This window comes from Sphingomonas sp. Leaf242 (genome assembly GCF_001422045.1).
Lineage (GTDB): Bacteria > Pseudomonadota > Alphaproteobacteria > Sphingomonadales > Sphingomonadaceae > Sphingomonas.
Genome location: NZ_LMLW01000007.1, coordinates 603,080 through 618,765, shown reverse-complemented (window position 1 = coordinate 618,765; position 15,686 = coordinate 603,080). Strand labels below are relative to the sequence as shown.

Here is a 15,686-nt window from a genome sequence, read left to right as displayed (position 1 = left end):
GGACCGATGTCCGGGGAGTGCCGCGGATGCCGAAAGGCGGCAAATTAGAGGCTGACGATTTCCTCTTTCAGCTTGAGTTTCTGTTTCTTCAATCCTGCCAGGATGGTCGCATCGGGCAAAGGCCGGTGAGCTTCGGCTGCAATCCGTTTATCGAGCACGGCGTGCTTGGTTTCCAGAGCTGTCTGATGCGTCGTCTGCACGGTAGGATACCTCCTGCATTCGGGTTGGGGAGCTGAGTAAACCACTGTGTCATCGAAATGTCTTCATCGGAAACGGACCAAATCGATTGAACGACCGGTTTTCCGCGATGACCGGTGCACCGATCGCAGATCGTCCCGCATCGACGCAAATCGCCGGTTCGGTCGGTTTAGCGCTCGCGCCGGTCGGCGGATTTGCTAAGGGGCACGGCAGCAGCCACTAATACCGGGGGACGAGGTGGACGAGGCGCAGACCAAAGCTCAACTCGAAGCCATGCGCATCGAGCACCGCGATCTCGACGACGCGATCGCGGCGCTGGCGGCCAAGCCCGTGCCCGATCAGTTGCAGATGGCGCGGCTGAAGAAGCGCAAGCTTCGGCTCCGCGACGAGATTGCCGCACGCGAGGATATGCTGATCCCCGACATCATCGCGTGATCGCCGTCCTCGTCTGACGCGTTCCCCGCTCAGATCACGAGCCCGCCGCACCGAACGACGCATTTCGGGACAGATCTTGGTTAACGCGGTGTTCGCCATGATGGGCTAGGCAGGCGCGCTATGCCATCGCGCTGTCCATGACTGACTCTCGACACGAAACGCAGATGCATCGTCGGTTGATCGACGCGCTGTATAGCGAATCGATGCTGCTGGCCGACGAAGCGCGCGCCTATTTCGATGAAGTGGGCCGCAACGAGCGCGACGGGCTCGATCCGTTCGTGCGCGTCGGTTTCAGCTGCGAATCGCTCAAGGTCACGACGCGTCTCATGCACGTGATCGCGTGGCTGCTGACGCAGCGTGCGGTTCAGGCCGGCGAATTGGACGTCAAGGATGCGCTCGATCCGTCGCGCCGCCTGGGAGATGGGCCGGTTACCGACAGGGTTCTTCTTGAATCCCTGCCGGCCCGTGCGCGTGCGTTGATCGACTCGAGTACGGACCTGCATCGACGGGTCGCGCTGCTGGACGCCGCGCAATCGCTGCCCGACACGCTGCCGAGTGCGGTACGCTCGATGCATCGGCGGCTGGCCCAGGCATTCTAGGCGGCCGATGCACCGCGATAGGGTGCATCGGCCGCGGTCCGCGACAAGAGTTGGTCGCGATCAGCTGATGTGTACGGTCTTGGTGATCAGGTGTGCGGCAACGCCTTCCGGACCGTCCTCGGAACCGTGGCCGCTGTCCTTGATCCCGCCGAACGGGCTGTCGGGATAGCTAAGCCGGACGTTGTTGATCGCGATCATCCCCGCTTCGATCGCGTCGCCAAGCATGTTCTGCCGGCGTCCATTCTCGGTGAAGCAATAGGCGGCCAGACCGAACGGCAGGCGGTTGGCTTCGGTGATCGCGTCTTCGTCGGTCGCAAAGCGGCTGAGCAGCGCGATCGGGCCGAACGGCTCCTCGTTCATCGCGCGCGCCGATAGCGGCACGTCCGACAGCACGGTCGGCTGGAAGAAGAACCCGCCGCTGCCGCCATACTCGCCGCCCGCGAGCAGCTTGGCGCCGTGATCGGTCGCATCGCCGACCAGTTCGGCAATGGCCTCGGGTCGGCGTGCATTGGCCATCGGACCCATCTGGCTGGTCGCGGCCATCCCGTCGCCGACCTTCAGCGCGCGCGTGCGTTCCGCGAAGCCTGCGGCGAACCGGTCGTAGATGCCGTCCTGGACGTGGAAGCGGGTCGGCGCGACGCAGACCTGCCCCGCGTTGCGAAACTTGTGCGCGACCAGCGTGTCGAGCGTCTTGTCGAGATCGCAATCGTCGAACACCAGCACCGGTCCGTGCCCGCCAAGCTCCATCGTCGTCCGCATCATCGTGTCGGCGGCGAGCTTCATCAGCGCCTTGCCGACCGGAACCGATCCGGTGAAGCTCAGCTTCCGCGTGATCGGCGAGGCGAGCAAATGGCGCGAGACCATGTCGGGGACGCCGAACACGCACTGCGCGACGTCGCCGGGCAGGCCGGCATCCTGGAAGCATTTCAGCACTTCGACCGCGCTGCCGGCGGTTTCCTCGGACGGCTTGATGATGATCGAGCAGCCCGCCGCGAGTGCGGGCGCGATCTTGCGGACGACGTTCATCACCGGGAAGTTCCAGGCGCAGAACGCGGCGACCGGACCGACCGGCTGATGCAGGACGAGGCTGCGCGAACCCGACGGACGCGGCAGCACGCGGCCATAGATGCGCTGCGCTTCCCCGGCGTGGAAGTCGAGCAGCGCCGCAGCGAACGCGACCTCGCCCTTCGCTTCGGCCTGGATCTTGCCCTGTTCGAGCGTCGCGATCCGGGCGATGTGATCGGCGCGCTCGCGGAGCAATTGTGCGGTGCGGATGAGGATCGCCGCACGCTTTTCCGGCGGAGTGGCGCGCCAGGCGATGAACCCGCGCTGCGTCGCCTCCAGTGCGCGGTCGAGATCGGCGGCGGTCGCCAGCGGCAACGCGGCCTGACCCGCGCCGGTCGCTGGATTGAGCACGTCGCGCGTCTCGCGCCCGCCGCCGCTCACCCATTCGCCAGCGATGTACAGGCCGAGGCTCGTGTCATAGGCCGTCGTCATAGATCGTCTCCATCCTTGTTGCGGGGCGTTGCGCGCTAGTGGGTCAGCCTTGAGGGCAAGGCCAGGCCGTCCCCATCGCGAGTACATCGTCGGGGCATCGCCGAGGCGCAACCCCGTGCGGGACGTGCGCCGCGCTGGATGCCCACCGATGCACGACCAATGGTCGTGTCGACGATCTTGGTGCATGCTCGGCAGTCTATGGCGAAGAAGAAGTATCTGCTGACCGCGACGTTGCCGGACGGGTATGTGAAGACGATCGGCCCGACCGCGACGCCGTTCACGCATTACTGGCGGCTAGTGGCGCATCTCGGCGGCGGGCGGACCGAGGTGTTCTGGGGCCATACCAAGTCGCTCGCCGAGGCCCGCCGCAAGCGTGCTGCCGCAAGCGATCCCGGCATCGCGCGCGGCTGGGATCGGTATGATTTCGAGATCGTCGAACTCGTTCGATCCACGGACTAGCGCGGTTCGGTCACCGGCACGATGCGCGATCGGGAACGTCCGCGCCGTCCCTGCGCTGTGGTGTGGCGTACCAGGACAGGATTGATGACATGAAGATCGGTTTTATCGGCCTCGGCCAGATGGGCAGCGCGATGGCCGCCAATCTGCTCAAGGCGGGGCATGACGTGACGGTGTGGAACAGGTCGGCGGACAAGGCCGCCAAGCTCGTCGAAGCAGGCGCGCACCTGGCCGAGAAGCCGGTCGACGCGGCGCAAGGCGAGGTGGTGATGACCATGCTCGCGGACGATCGCGCGCTCGAGGCGGTGGTGTACGGCGAGGGGGGTATTCAAGGTGCTCCAGCGCTGCACGTGTCGCACAGCACGATCGGAATCGCGCTGGCGGATCGTCTCGCTGCCGATGCAGGAAACGGGTTCGTTTCTGCGCCGGTGTTCGGTCGGCCCGTCGCGGCAGAGGCCGCCAAACTGTTCGTGATCGCTGCCGGTGCGCCAGCCGACCTCGACCGCTGCGAGCCGCTGTTCGCCGCGATCGGACAGCGGACGTTCCGGATCGGCGAGACGCCGTCGGCCGCGAACCTCGTCAAGCTCAGCGGCAATTTCATGATCATGGCCGCGGTCGAGGCGATGGCCGAGGCGATGACGCTGGCCGAGAAAGGCGGCGTCGATCGCCGGACGTTGCTCGACGTGCTGACCGGCACGCTGTTCGGCGCGCCGATCTACCAGACCTATGGCGACATCCTCGTCGAGGACCGGTTCCACCCCGCCGGGTTTGCCGCACCGCTCGGCCTCAAGGACATGACGCTGGCCGATACCGCCGCGACCACGCTGTGTGCGCCGATGCCGATCCTCGGGATCGTCCGCGACCATATCCGCTCGGTGATCGCCAGCGAGGGCGAGGATGTCGACTGGGCGGGCGTCGCGCTGGCGGTGCGGCGCGGCGCCGGTATCGCCTAGCCGCGGGCTAGGATCGGTGGCGAGGCGGCGATCGCCGTCGCCAGCGCAGCAGACCGGTGACCAGCATCGCGCTCGGCACCAGTCCCGTGACGAACGCCAGCCACCGCCCGATCAGCCCGAACGCTTCGCCGCCGTGCAGCGGGTGCAGCCAATTCAGTACCGTATCTCCGCTGGTGTCGGCGAGACCGTCGCGGACGGCGAGGATCCGGCCGGTATACGGGTCGAGCAAGACGTTGGTACGCGGGAACCGGCGGCTCGGCTCGCCCGGCCGCGCGAGATTGATGCGGATCGGCGCGGTGGCAGTCGCCGGTGTCTCGATCCAGGCAAGCGCGCCATCGGGAAACCGGCGCTGGGCGACTGCGATCAGGCGGTCGACCGGCAGGGCGCGGACCACAGGCTCGACGATAAGCGCAGGCATGTGGAACAGCGGCGACACGCGCGCGATCAGCGGTCGGGTCTGGTCGGGCAGGTCGAGCACGACGCCGGTCGCGGTGATCGCGAGCAGCGGGATCAGTCCGATCAGCCCGGTCAGCTTGTGAAGATCGTAGAGCCGGCGGATCGCGGCGGCGGGGCGCTTGAACCGCAGCGCCCGCCACCATCCACCCGGTCTCGGCCACCACGCCCAGAGTCCGCTGACGATCAGGACGAGCATCGCGATGCCGGCGATGCCCATCGCGATGCCACCCGGTTCGCCGAGCAGCAGGCGATAATGCAGGTCGTAGATCCAGGTCACGACCGTATCTCCCCAGAAGCCGGTCCGGATCGTCGTCAGGTGGACCGGGTCGATCCACAACAGCATCGGCGCGAACGCGCGCCCCGCGGTCTCCTTCGGCGTATAGTAGCGGACCGGGATCGCGCCGCCGCTCGGGTCGATCTCGATGCGCCAGGCACCGGTTCGCGCGGGATGCTCGCGGTGCAGCGTATCCACGACCGCCTGCCACGATGGCGGGCGCGTACCGTCCGGCACCGCGCGTAACGCCGGGCTGAAGGCCGCGTCGATCTCGGGGTAGAATACGAGCGCGCTGCCGGTCAGGCCGGCGAACGCGAAGATCAGCCCGACCGAGAGACCGAGCCACAGATGGATGTGACGAACGACGACGCGCGCCGATCGTGGCCGGGCGGGAATCGGGGCGGCGATCGGGGCGGTAATCCTGGCGGGCATCAGAGCCGCAGCCGCACCGCGCCGAACAGCGCGCGCGGATCGGCGGGGGCGTGGAGCCGCTGCGTGCCGTCATACCAGACATATTCATAGTGGTCGTTGGCGAGGTTCTTGACCTGCAACGATAGCTCGACGTGCGGCGTCACGGCATAGGCGACCTCGGCGTTGAGCACGACATAGCTGCCATAGCGCCCCTGGGTGTTGGCCGGGGTGAGTTCGTAACTCGACTGGCCATTGCCCCAGAGCGACAGTCGCAACCGGTCGACCGCCGTCACGTCGAGCCCGCCCGAGACGACGTTCTGCGGGACATGGTCGATCGCGTTGCCGGCCTGGGACGGGGTCGCGGGGTCGGGCGTGACGATCGTCGCGGTCTGGTGCGAATAGCTGCCCCACAGGTCGACGCCGCGCACCGGTTTGACGTCGAGCTGGAGATCGATCCCGCGCCGCCGGGTCTTGCCAAGATTGTCGAAATCGCCCGACGGGTCGTTCAGCCGTCGCTTCAGTTCGCCGCTCGCGGTCTGTTGCCACAGCGCGACGCGCGCCTCGAGCCAGCGACCCCGCGTGAGCTTGATCCCGCCCTCATATCCTTCGTTGATCGAGGGGGCGACATCGACGGTGCGCGGCGGCACCAGATAGGCGCCCGAACCCGCGCCGATCTGGAACGTCCGGCCGTAATTGGCATAGAGCGTGACATCGCGGACCGGGGTGATCGCGACGCTGAGCTTGGGCTGGCTGATCGTGCCATAGTCGTTGATCGGCGCGGTGGTGCCCGCGAGCCGGTTGGCGAAATACCCGTCGACCCGGTCGACCCGCCACGCCGGCGTGATCTTGAGCCACGCGGTCGGCTCGATCACCGCCTGGAGATAGCCGCCATACACGGTCAGGCCGAATTGCTGGTCCCGCGTCTGGCTGGTGATGACGCGGCGATCGGTCAGCCAGCGCAGGCTGCGATTGTCCTGCACCTGGATGTCGCCCCCTGCCTCGATCATCAGCGCGTGGAGAAAGTCGACGCGCGGATGATAATGCAGCGCGACGATGCCGCCATATTGCCATTCGTCGGTCAGCCGCCGCTGCTGCGCGACGGTGGCCGAGAACCGCACATAGCGGTCGTCGGTGAGGCTGTTAGCATAGCCCTTCACGCTGAGCGCCAGCGTGTCGGTCAGGTCTGAATCGAGGTGGAGGCTGTACTGGCCGATCCGACGCTTGCCGCCATCGGTTTCCGACACGGCATAGGATCGCTGCCGGTCGGTATAGGCGTCGGCGTCGGTGAGGTAGCCCGGTTCCTGCGCGGTCGCGGTCGAGTAGCGGACGATCGCGCCCAGCCGGGTCGCGCCGAAATCGTAGAACCACTTGCCCGCGAGATTGAGACGATCGAGATCGGCATGGTCGCGATAGCCGTCGGTGCGGCGATAGCTGACCAGGTAATTCTGGCTGAACTTGCCGCGTTCGAGCCCCGCCGACACTTGGCCATCGGCAGTCCCGAACGCGCCGCCGATGAACCGTGCATCTAGGTAGGTGCCGCCGATCCGGGTCAGGATGTTGGCGTTGCCCGCGATGTTGTTGAGCCCCCAGCGCGGATCGGACGTGCCGCGGACCAGTTCGATCCCGGCGATGTCGAGCGGCGCGATCATGTCGATGCCGGTCATCCCGCCGGCATTGTCGTTGGTCGGGACGCCGTCGATCATCAGCTTGACCGCATTGATCTCGCCCTCGCCGTTGAACCCTCGGATCGAGAAGCGGCCCGATGTCGTGCCCTGATTGAAATCGGTCAGCACGACGCCCGGCAGCCGCGCGAAGATCTCCCAGGCGTTGTCGACCGACTGGCGCTGCGCGACGTCGCCGCCGAGCAGATCGACCGAGGTCAGGACGTTGCCGGTCGAGCGCGCCATGCTCGGCGCGGTCACGACGATGTCGCCGATCGTGAAGCGCGTATCGCTCTCGGTCGGCGGGGCATTGGCGGTTTGCGCGGTACTCGGCGTGGCGAACGCGAGCAGCGGCACGACGACGGCCAGCGCCATCGTCGCCTCGTGGGAAGGCGTGAATCGAAACATCGGCAATTCCAGTGATCGGCGCGCATCTCGGGGATGCGCGTCATGAATCGGTGCCCGTCGCGCTTGGCGACGTGCGTTTCAGAGGATCAGAGGTAGGCCGGCGGGCCGCGTAACGGCGGGCGCAGATACCGCGTCAGCGCGCGCGGGAGCGGTCGGACATACCGCCATGCGAGCGCCATGGCGAACGCGATCGCAGCGATACGCAGGACGAGATCGACACTTTCCAGCGCGTGCGCGGTCAGGCTCGAGAACGCGCAGGGCATCTCCGCCTTGTCGTGCTTGGTCGAGCGATCGTGGTTCATCGCCGATCCGGCGCCATCGTCGTGCATGCCCGGCATCGCCATTGCCTGTGGGGCCACCGCCTGTGTCGCCAACGGCTGGGCCGTCATGTCCTGCGGGGTCATGCCCGAGCAGAGCGTGATCGCGATCCGGCCGTGCTCGCTGGACACCATGTAGCCCGAGGGCACCAGCAGCTTCATCGCCAGCGCCGCCACGCACAGCAACGCTGCGAGGTAGCGATGGGACAGGGAAAGGCGGCGAAGACGGTACACGAATCGGGGGTAGCCGGGTGCGGGCGGCCTGTCACTTGGCCATCCTGTCCTCCCCCGCACGGAAAGGATCAGCGGATCATGCGCGCGATCGTCTTTGCAGCCGCCGCACCATAAGGCGGCTTCAATCCGGCGAGCTTGGCGACATCGAGCCGCGATTGCTTGAAGACGGCGCGCGCGTGGCTGAACGTGCGGAAGCCGTCGATCCCGTGATACGCGCCCATGCCCGACGGGCCGCTGCCCCCGAACGGCAGGTCCTCCATCGAGATGTGGAAGATCACATCGTCGAGCGTCACCCCGCCCGAGATCGTCCGGTCGAGCACACGGCGGCGTTCGGCGTCGTCGCTGCCGAAATAATAGAGTCCCAGCGGCCGGTCGCGACGGTTCACCTGCGCGATCGCGTCGTCGATCCCGTCGTAGCGGCGGATCGGCAGGACCGGGCCGAAGATCTCCTCCTGCATGACGATCATGTCGTCGGTCGCGTCGCGGACGATGTGCAGCGGCATTTTGCGCGAGTTGGCTGCGCCGAAATCCTCGTTGGCGGGGTTCACCACCTCGACCGTCGCGCCCTTCGCACGCGCGTCGGCGATCCAGTCGGTAAGGCGCTGGTGATGGCGGTCGTTGACCACCGAGGTGTAGTCGGCGTTCGCGAGCAGGGTGGGGTACATCGCGCTGGCCGCCGCCTTGATGCCGTCGACGACCTTGGCCTCGTCCGCCGAGGGCACGAGCATGTAATCGGGTGCGAGGCAGATCTGTCCGGCGTTCATCATCTTGCCGAGCGTCACGCGTTCGGTGGCCTTCGCGATATCTGCCGAGGCGCCGAGAATGACCGGCGATTTGCCACCAAGTTCGAGCGTGACCGGGGTCAGGTTGTCGGCGGCGGCGTGGAGGATGTGGCGGCCGATCGCGGTTGCACCGGTGAAGATGAGGTGGTCGAACGGAAGCGCGGAGAACGCCTTGCCGACTTCCGCGTCGCCGGAGACGATAGCGAGTTCGTCCTGCGCGAAATACTTCGGCGAGATATCCTCGAACAATGCGGCGGTGGCGGGGGTGTACTCGCTGGTTTTCGCCATCGCACGATTGCCCGCGGCGAACACGCCTGCAAGCGGCGCGATCAGCAGGTTCACGGGGAAATTCCACGGCGCGATGATGCCGATCACGCCCTTTGGCTGGTATTCGACCCAGGCCTTCGCGCCGAGCAGCCCCAAGGGAAACTGCACCGGCCGGCGGTCGCGGCGCATCCAGCGGTCGAGATGCTTGGCGGCATGCGCGATCGGCGCGAGTGACGCGCCGATATCGGTGATCATCGTCTGTTCGCGGCTGCGATGCCCGAAATCCTCCGACACCGCGTCGCAGAACCGCGCGGCGTTGTCCCGTACCATCGACGCGGCGCGCTTGAGCCGGTCGAGCCGGACCGCCTTGGTGACGGGAAGCTCCGCCATGAACGCTTCGCGCTGGGCGATGAGGATGGTCTGCATGTCGGTCATCGGGGCATCCTCGAATGGGTAACGAACCCGCCTCGCAAGATGTGCGGGGTCAAAGCGAACGCCAAGCGATCGTGTTACGTTGTAGATACCGCGCGCTAGTTGCGGTGCTCAGCGGGAGGCGATGCCAACGGCTTTCGTTTGTGCTTACCTCCCGCTGCCAGGACGATGACAGCGCTCGACAGCAGAATACTCGACACAAGAACGCCGACGGAAAGCAGGCCAGCGTTGGTCACGCGGGCATCGAATTTCGTTCGTGCGCCGATCCGGATCGAAACTTCGGCGGCGTGATCGTGACCGATCGACCGGCGTTCGGCGATATCCAAGTTTTTCATCGGTAAAAGCTGAACCTTCGTTGGTCATCGGGCAAGCCCCCAAGTCTTCGATAGCGAAGCAACGGCGTCGCCCCATAGGCCACGTCGTCGGGCGTGACGGTCTACCGCGTCGGGCGCGACGAAGGAGCGGGGTGGAGAGCATTGCGCTTCAAGCTCCCACCGGCAAATCCCGGAACGCCTGGTCCTTGTCTACGCGGATTTCGCCGGGGAGACCGAGGACGCGTTCGGCGATGATGTTCTTGAGGATCTCGTCGGTGCCGCCGGCGATACGCAGGCCCGGCGCCCACATCGTCGCGGCGTGGAACGCGCCTTTGAGCGGGGTGAGCGCGGGGTCGGATATGATGCCGTATTGATCGCCCGCCTCGACCGCGGTGTTGCCGATCGCCTGCAACTGGTTGGCGGCGACGATCTTGCCGATCGAGCTTTCGGGGCCGGGCACCTGACCCTTCGACAACGCCGTGATCGTCCGCATCCGGGTGTTGCGGAGGCCTTCGGATTGCACCCACCAGTCGGCTAGCGGCTAGCGTCTGGCGGAAGGCCGTGTCCTTCAGCAGCGGACCGTCTGCGCCGTTGGCCTGGGCGGCGAAGGCGATGATATCCTCCGGGCCGACGCCACCGCTCGTGCCGATCGCCAGGCGTTCGTTCATCAGCGTGAACAGCGCGACTTTCCAGCCGCCGTCTATGGGGCCGAGCCGCTGCGCGTCGGATATCCTCACATCGTTGAACCAGACCTCGTTGAAGCTCGACCCGCCGGACATCTGGTGGATCGGGCGGATCTCGATCCCCGGCGCCTTCAGGTCGAGCCAGAACATCGTCAGGCCCTGGTGTTTGGGCACGTCGGGGTTGGTGCGGACCAGGACGATCCCGTAGTCGCTGTAATGCGCGCCCGAGGTCCAGACCTTCTGGCCGTTGATGACCCAGTCGTCGCCGTCTCTCACCGCGCGCGTGCGGATCGCGGCGACGTCGGAGCCGCCGGCGGGCTCGGAGAAGAGCTGCGACCAGATCTCGTCGCCGCGGACCGCGGGGCCGACGAAGCGGCGCTTGGTCGCGTCATCGGCATAGGCCATCACGGTAGGCACGCACATGCCGAGCCCGATCGTGAAATAGCTGCCATCGACCGCGTGGCGCGCTTCTTCCTCCCCGAAGATGACGCTCTCGATCGGAGTGCCGCCGCCGCCGCCCCATTCCTGTGGCCAGGTAATGCACGCATAGCCGCCGGCCGCTTTCCGCGCTTGCCACGCCTTCGCCTTGGTCATGTCGTCGGGGTAATGACCGGCGTTGTGTTCGGCGATGTTCGCCTCGAGCCAGTCGCGCGCGGCGGCGCGATAGGAGGCTTCGGCGTCGCTGTCCTTGAAGTCCATGCTCGTCCTTTCAGGCGGCGTTGCGCATTTCGAGTTGGCCGACGAGGCGTTCGCGCCACGCGGCGGGGCTGCCTGCGACGAGCGCGAGCTGGCGCGAGCGGCGGTAGTAGAGGTGGCAGTCGGACTCCCAGGTGAAGCCCATTCCGCCATGCGTCTGGATGTTCTCCTTCGACGCGAACCAATAGGCGTCGGAGGCGGCAACGCGCGCCGTGGCGGCAGCGAGCGGCAGTTCGGCAGCGCCCGCGTTCAGCGCCCACGCGCCGTAATAGGCGTTCGAGCGCGCGAGTTCGTTCTTGACGTACATGTCGGCAAGCTTGTGCTTGATCGCCTGATAGCCGCCGATCTGCCGCCCGAACGCGTAGCGATCGAGCGCGTAGCCCTTCGCCATCTCAAGACAGCGATCCGCGCCGCCAAGCTGCTCGAACGCGAGCAGGACCGCGGCCCGGTCGAACACGGCCTGCATCGCCGCGATCCCATCGTCGATGCCCAGTTTTTCGCAAGGCGCGTCGGTGAAGGTGAGGCGGGCGGCGCTCCGCGTCGGGTCGAGCGTTTCCAAGACTTCGGCCGTGACGCCCGCGCCCTTCTCGACGAGGTAGAGACCGTCGCGCGCGAGGACGACGATCAGGTCGGCGACGTCGCCGTCGGTGACGGGGATCTTCTCGCCGGAAAGTTTGCCGCCGGATACGGTCGTGCGCACCGAGCGCGGGGTGACCGGGCCAGCGCCTTCGGAGGTGGCGAACGCGCCGATGACGTCGCCCGCCGCGATCCTCGGCAGCCAGCGGACTTTCTGGGTGTCGCTGCCGTACAGCATCAGAGCTTCGGCGACGAAATAGACGGTCGAGGCGAACGGGATCGGTGCGCAGGCACGCCCCAGTTCCTCGGCGATCCCACAGAGTTCGATGTGGCCGAGCCCTAGTCCGCCGAATTCTTCGGGGATTGCCGCGCCGAGCCAGCCTTGGGCGCCGACGGCTTTCCATAAGTCCGCGTCATAGGCTTTGGCGGAGTCGTCGAGCACCGCGCGGACCCGGTCACTGCCGCAGTGCGCGGACAGGAACTTGCGCGCTTCGCCCTTGAGAAATTTCTGGTCGTCGGAATAATCGAAGTTCATGCGGACTCCTTAGCCTCGGCCCAATATTCGTCGCGGAGCAGGCGCTTGTAGAGCTTGCCCGTCTCATGCCGCGGCAAGGTCTCGCGAAAATCGATCCGGCGCGGCGCCTTGACGTGGCTTAGGTTCGCCCGGGCGAAGGCGCTGAGTTCGGCGGCGAGTTGCACACGATCCTCGGTCGGGTCGGCGGGGCAAATTATCGCCACGACCTGCTCGCCCATTTCGTCGTCGGGCGCCCCGATCACCGCGACGTCGGCGACTTTCGGGTGGGTGACGAGAAGGTTCTCGATCTCGGCAGGATAGATGTTCACGCCGCCCGAGATGATCATGAAGCTCTTGCGGTCGGTGAGGTAGAGATAGCCCTCCTCGTCGAGCCAACCGACATCGCCGAGCGTCGTCCAGCCATGTGCGTTGGCGGCCTCCGCGGTCTTGGCGGGATCGTTGTGGTATTCGAACGCGCCGCCGCCTGCGAAATACACGTCGCCTTCCGCGCGCGGTGGCAGTGCATTGCCGTCCTCGTCGCAGATCATCGTCTGCGCGGTCAGGTTGCGGCCGACCGAGCCCCTGTGCGTCAGCCATTCCGCGCTGGAGATCGCGCAGAACCCGTTGCCTTCGGTACCGGCGTAATATTCGCCGATGATCGGGCCCCACCAGTCGATCATCGCCTGCTTGACCGGGAGCGGGCAGGGGGCGGCGGCGTGCCACACCGCCTTCAGCGACGATACGTCGTAGCGCGCGCGGACTTCGGGGTGGAGCTTCAGCAGGCGGATGAAGTGCGTCGGCACCCATTGCGCGTGCGTGACGTGGAACCGCTCGATCGCTGCGAGCGCGGCTTCCGGGGCGAAATACTCCATCACGACGACGGTGCCGCCGACCTGCTGCACGGCCATCGACCAGCGCAACGGTGCGGCGTGATAGAGCGGCGCGGGCGAGAGATAGACCATCTCGGGCGTGAACCCGTACAACCCCTTGCCGAGCATCACGAGCGGCGAGACGTTGGTGCCGAACGGCTCGTCCGACAGCGCGTGCTTGACGCCCTTGGGCTTGCCGGTGGTGCCCGAGGAATAGAGTAGGATGCCGCCGGGCGACGGATCGGCGATCGGCGTTGCGGACATCGCGTCGCGCGCGGTTTCGTAAGACGCGTACCCGTCGATAGCGCCGTCGACGACGTACCGCCGGACGTCGTCGAGCATCGGTGCCAGCGCCGCCGCTCCCTCCGCACACCCCTTGCTCGCGATCAGCACGCGGCAATCGCCGTCGCGGATGATGTACGCTGCCTCAGCCGCGGTGAGTTTCGACGACAGGCAGGTGCAATAGACGCCGGTGCGCTCGGCCGCCCACATCACCTCCAGATAGCGCGGCGAATTGTCCATCAGCACCCCGATGCCGTCGCCGCGCTTCAGCCGGAGCGAGCGGAGCAGATGCGCACCCTGGTTCGCGCGCGCATCCAGGTCGCGATACGTCACCGTCTCGCCCGTCGCCGCCATGATGTAGGCGGGTTTGTCGGGCGTCGTCAGCGCGTGCGCGACGGGGTGCATCAGACGCGCTCGATGATGATCGCCGGGGCCATCCCGCCGCCCGCGCACATCGTAACCAGCCCGCGTTTCAGGTCACGGCGTTCGAGTTCGTCGAGGATCGTGCCGATCAGGATCGCGCCGGTGGCGCCGATCGGATGGCCGAGCGCGATCGAGCCGCCATTGACGTTCACCTTGTCGCGGTCGAGCTTCAGGTCGCGGATGAACTTCTCCGCGACCACCGCGAACGCCTCGTTGATCTCCCACAGATCGATGTCGTCGACGGTGAGCCCAGCCTTCGCGAGCACCTTCCGCGCCGCAGGGACGGGCGCGTTGAGCATCAGCGTCGGGTCGTCGCCCATGTTCGCCATCGCGACGATCCGCGCGCGGGGCTTCAACCCGTGCTTTGCGGCGTAATCGGCACTCGCGAGCAGCACGGCGGCGGCGCCATCGACCACGCCCGACGAATTGCCGGCATGATGGACGTGCTTGATATCGACGTCAGGATAGCGGCGGTTGATCTGCTTGCGATACGTCGTGCCCTTCTCGTCGAGCGGTATGTCGGCGATCCCCGCAAACGAAGGGCGCAACGCCGCGAGGCCCTCGGCAGTCGTATCGGGCCGCGGGTATTCGTCCTTTTCGAGCACCAGCGCACCAGTATCGTCGGTGACCGGCACGAGGCTGCGATCGAACCGCCCTTCGGCGATCGCAACCGCGGCACGGCGCTGGCTCTCAAGCCCAAGCGCTTCGAGCGTTTCGCGGTCGATCCCCTCGATGCTGGCGATCGCGTCGGCGCAGATCCCCTGGTTCGATTGCGGATGCGCCGCGTCGAGCCTCGCATTGCCCGAGCCGATCCCGAGCGGCCGCTTCCCCGCCGCCATGTCGTCCTGCATCATCGTCGTGGTTAGCGACATCATCTCGGTGCCGCCGGCGATGACGAGGTCTTCCATCCCGCTCATGATCTGCGCCGCGGCGAAGTTCACCGCGGTAATGCCGCCGCCGCAGAACCGGTCGAGCGTCGTCCCGCTCGCCTTGACGTCATAGCCCGCGTCGAGCGCCGCCATCCGCCCCAGATCGCCGCTCTGCTCGCCGCGCTGAGTCGAGGTCGACCAGATGATGTCGTCGACATCGGCGGTATCCAGCTTGTTTCGCTCGGCAATCGCCTTCAGGACGGTCGCGGCGAGATGTTGGGGGTGCATGTGCGCAAGCGCGCCCTTGCCGGTCTTGCCGATACCGCGCGGGGTACGGACGGCGTCGATGATCAGTGCCTCGGCCACATCGCTCTCCTGTTGCACCCGCCGGTTCGGTCGTGGTGCCTGATGCCGGATTGCGTCCGGTGCCAGCACGGCGTAACATTCGTTATGGGGAATGGCTTGTCAAGCAGGGTATTGGTGGACGACGCGACGGCACCACGGGCGGATCTTGCGCCGCGCGACTGGCTGGAAATCGGCTTGCAGTTGCTGAAGGATGGCGGGTTGCGCGCGCTGAAGCTCCGGGGTTTGGCGCAGACGCTCGGCGCATCGACGGGTAGTTTCTATCATCATTTCAAGGACTTCGACGGGTATCATGCGGCGCTCGCGGGGTATTTCGTCGAGGCGCATATCGACCCCTTGATCGCGGCGCTCTCCGCGTCGAATCTTGCGCCGGTCGAGCGGATCCGTGCGTTTGCGGACCATGTCCGCGATCACGACATGGCCCAGCTTGCGCTGGCGATGCGGGCGTGGGGAAAGAGCGACGTGCGGGCGGCGGCGGCGATCCGCGAGCATGACGAAAAGGTGATGGCGTTCCTGATCGCGGAACTGGTCGCCCATGGGTTCGAGCCCGTCGAAGCCGAAATCCGCAGCTATGCGCTGCTGGCGATCGGTCTCAGCCAGGTTCATGCTGACGAGGGGATCGACCGCAGCGTGTTGCGCGAGGGATTGCTGACCCTGCTGTGCGAGCGCTAGCGTAGCGGACTGACGCGACTCCGTAAAAAAGCGGAGCGCGAAACG

The 15,686-nt window shown here is 66.5% G+C and carries 16 protein-coding genes; 5 read left to right on the top strand and 11 right to left on the bottom strand.

Annotation, left to right across the window (positions count from 1 at the left end; translation table 11 throughout):
* Positions 1-44: 44 nt before the first annotated feature.
* On the bottom strand, positions 45-200 hold the full coding sequence (locus ASF09_RS19685; RefSeq protein WP_082444127.1) for a DUF465 domain-containing protein: 156 nt from the start codon (positions 198-200) through the stop codon (positions 45-47).
* A 271-nt stretch (positions 201-471) separates the two neighbouring features.
* On the opposite strand from ASF09_RS19685, the gene ASF09_RS07175 reads away from it, so the two are divergent.
* Both ASF09_RS07175 and ASF09_RS07170 read left to right on the top strand, forming a co-directional pair.
* Positions 472-633 (top strand): DUF465 domain-containing protein, encoded by a 162-nt coding sequence (locus ASF09_RS07175; RefSeq protein WP_082444168.1) that lies wholly within the window; start codon positions 472-474, stop codon positions 631-633.
* Positions 634-770: 137 nt separating this feature from the next.
* Entirely contained in the window at positions 771-1,232 is a 462-nt protein-coding gene (locus ASF09_RS07170; protein WP_060525536.1) for a DUF1465 family protein, read from the top strand.
* 60 nt (positions 1,233-1,292) lie between these two features.
* Here ASF09_RS07170 and ASF09_RS07165 read toward each other — a convergent pair whose 3' ends face one another.
* Positions 1,293-2,729 (bottom strand): NAD-dependent succinate-semialdehyde dehydrogenase, encoded by a 1,437-nt coding sequence (locus tag ASF09_RS07165; RefSeq protein ID WP_060525535.1) that lies wholly within the window; start codon positions 2,727-2,729, stop codon positions 1,293-1,295.
* Positions 2,730-2,927: 198 nt separating this feature from the next.
* On the opposite strand from ASF09_RS07165, the gene ASF09_RS07160 reads away from it, so the two are divergent.
* Both ASF09_RS07160 and ASF09_RS07155 read left to right on the top strand, forming a co-directional pair.
* Positions 2,928-3,188, top strand: a complete 261-nt coding sequence (locus ASF09_RS07160) for a hypothetical protein (RefSeq protein ID WP_056050397.1) — start codon at positions 2,928-2,930, stop codon at positions 3,186-3,188.
* A gap of 89 nt (positions 3,189-3,277) precedes the next feature.
* A complete protein-coding gene (locus ASF09_RS07155) occupies positions 3,278-4,138 on the top strand; it encodes an NAD(P)-dependent oxidoreductase (protein ID WP_060525534.1) in 861 nt (286 codons plus the stop codon).
* A 7-nt stretch (positions 4,139-4,145) separates the two neighbouring features.
* Here ASF09_RS07155 and ASF09_RS07150 read toward each other — a convergent pair whose 3' ends face one another.
* From ASF09_RS07150 to ASF09_RS07110, 9 genes are all read right to left on the bottom strand, one after another.
* Complete coding sequence (locus ASF09_RS07150) at positions 4,146-5,300, bottom strand: PepSY-associated TM helix domain-containing protein (RefSeq protein ID WP_082444126.1); 1,155 nt, start codon at positions 5,298-5,300, stop codon at positions 4,146-4,148.
* Positions 5,300-7,348 carry a TonB-dependent receptor gene (locus ASF09_RS07145; RefSeq protein ID WP_235529703.1) on the bottom strand — a complete coding sequence of 683 codons (2,049 nt, stop codon included), beginning with the start codon at positions 7,346-7,348 and terminating at the stop codon, positions 5,300-5,302. Before ASF09_RS07145 ends, ASF09_RS07150 begins: the two co-directional genes overlap by 1 nt.
* A gap of 86 nt (positions 7,349-7,434) precedes the next feature.
* Positions 7,435-7,899, bottom strand: coding sequence for a hypothetical protein (locus ASF09_RS07140; protein ID WP_082444125.1), 465 nt, complete (start codon positions 7,897-7,899; stop codon positions 7,435-7,437).
* 68 nt (positions 7,900-7,967) lie between these two features.
* Positions 7,968-9,383: a coniferyl aldehyde dehydrogenase gene (locus tag ASF09_RS07135; protein ID WP_060525532.1), complete on the bottom strand. Its 1,416-nt coding sequence runs from the start codon at positions 9,381-9,383 to the stop codon at positions 7,968-7,970.
* Positions 9,384-9,478: 95 nt separating this feature from the next.
* Positions 9,479-9,706 (bottom strand): hypothetical protein, encoded by a 228-nt coding sequence (locus tag ASF09_RS07130; RefSeq protein WP_156359246.1) that lies wholly within the window; start codon positions 9,704-9,706, stop codon positions 9,479-9,481.
* A gap of 110 nt (positions 9,707-9,816) precedes the next feature.
* Positions 9,817-11,076, bottom strand: a complete 1,260-nt coding sequence (locus tag ASF09_RS07125; protein WP_200912539.1) for an acyl-CoA dehydrogenase family protein — start codon at positions 11,074-11,076, stop codon at positions 9,817-9,819.
* A 10-nt stretch (positions 11,077-11,086) separates the two neighbouring features.
* Positions 11,087-12,184 (bottom strand): acyl-CoA dehydrogenase family protein, encoded by a 1,098-nt coding sequence (locus tag ASF09_RS07120; protein ID WP_060525530.1) that lies wholly within the window; start codon positions 12,182-12,184, stop codon positions 11,087-11,089.
* Entirely contained in the window at positions 12,181-13,719 is a 1,539-nt protein-coding gene (locus ASF09_RS07115; protein WP_060525529.1) for an acyl-CoA synthetase, read from the bottom strand. The genes ASF09_RS07120 and ASF09_RS07115 overlap by 4 nt, the downstream gene beginning before the upstream one ends.
* The gene (locus tag ASF09_RS07110; protein WP_060525731.1) at positions 13,719-14,972 is read right to left on the bottom strand and encodes an acetyl-CoA C-acetyltransferase; all 1,254 of its coding nucleotides are present in this window, start codon (positions 14,970-14,972) and stop codon (positions 13,719-13,721) included. The genes ASF09_RS07115 and ASF09_RS07110 overlap by 1 nt, the downstream gene beginning before the upstream one ends.
* A gap of 114 nt (positions 14,973-15,086) precedes the next feature.
* Between ASF09_RS07110 and ASF09_RS07105 the strand changes: the two genes are divergently transcribed.
* A complete protein-coding gene (locus tag ASF09_RS07105; RefSeq protein WP_060525528.1) occupies positions 15,087-15,641 on the top strand; it encodes a TetR/AcrR family transcriptional regulator in 555 nt (184 codons plus the stop codon).
* Positions 15,642-15,686: the final 45 nt, after the last annotated feature.